The organism is Mesorhizobium sp. M2A.F.Ca.ET.039.01.1.1 (assembly GCF_003998035.1).
Taxonomy (GTDB): Bacteria; Pseudomonadota; Alphaproteobacteria; order Rhizobiales; family Rhizobiaceae; genus Mesorhizobium.
The window spans coordinates 1-1121 of record NZ_RZRY01001227.1; the positions used below are offsets into that span (position 1 = coordinate 1).

General features: G+C 57.0%; 1 protein-coding gene. It reads right to left on the minus strand.

Going from position 1 to position 1121, the window contains the following annotated elements:
* On the minus strand, positions 1-485 hold a 485-nt coding region (locus tag EOA24_RS38825), incomplete at its 3' end, for a hypothetical protein (protein ID WP_133374957.1).
* Positions 486-1121: the final 636 nt, after the last annotated feature.

The window sequence follows — 1121 nt, forward strand, 5'->3', positions numbered from 1 at the left end:
TTCTCGACTAGTTCGACAAGAGCATCCTTCTGCTCATTTAGGAGGCAATTGAAATTGGGCGCCAGTGATTGGATCACGCCGGAATACATCAGCCCAGCCAAGGGATTTGCTCCCGGTTGCTGTAACCTTTCCCAGATGCCCTGAACTCGGGCAGCCCTTTGACGACTTTCTTGATAGGCCGGAAGTGGCCGGACGACATCACGCAGCTCACGACCTAATTGCGTCAAGCTCAGCAGATCGATCGGATCAAGCCTCTCAGCTGTGTCACCTTGTTCAAACAGATCAGAAAGGATACTGCTGGGTTGCTCCTCCCTTGCGCGTGGGCCTTGAAACTCAGAGCGCGTCTGCGCCACCACGGAGCTGGATGCTCCGCCGGCTTCTTCAAGCCGAACAAGCGGCCCGACGGGGGGATCGTCCGTGGTATCAAGGTCGATGGCACTAAACAACGGCATGGGGGCCTTGCCACGCACGTCAATGTTCCTCATGATTCACCCCTAACGGATCAACGACTATTATGCCCATCGGGAACCGCGGCCCATCGGGTGCGTGGTTTGTGGCAGGCATATCCTGATGTGCAAATAATGCGCCAGTTCAACGCCCTTATTGTGTGCAAGGCCGCTGCTGATGGACTTGTGCCGAAAACATCCGGTGAGCTCGCGGAATCCTGATGGCATCTCTGTCCAAAAGCAGACAGCCGAATGTCAACGGATTTGGGGCATTCCGCACTAAAAAAGCGGATAATCGGACATGGTTCACGATCAACGCTCCGCCCTATCAACATATTTGGCCAGCCTCCTTTCTGCCGGGCGTGTGGTGTTTTCGATCGAGGAAGCTGAGCAAGCCTTGGGTGTGTCGCGTGGGGCTGTCCTCGACGCTGCGGAGCGCCTGCTGCGCCGGATACTGCCGGTGCGCGAAATCGCTGAGGAGAGTGAAACGGACGGGAGCGCTTAGCTTTCGTCTCTCCAGATAACCCGCCGTTCTTGATTCGACCAAGCGTCGGAAACGGATCGCCACCAATTCCTGACCGACGGAATGGAACAGGTTCCGCGCTCATTGTCATTTTCGCATCGCGCTGGCGCCTGCGCATGGGCGATGAGCGGCTGACGGCGCTGCTGCAAGAG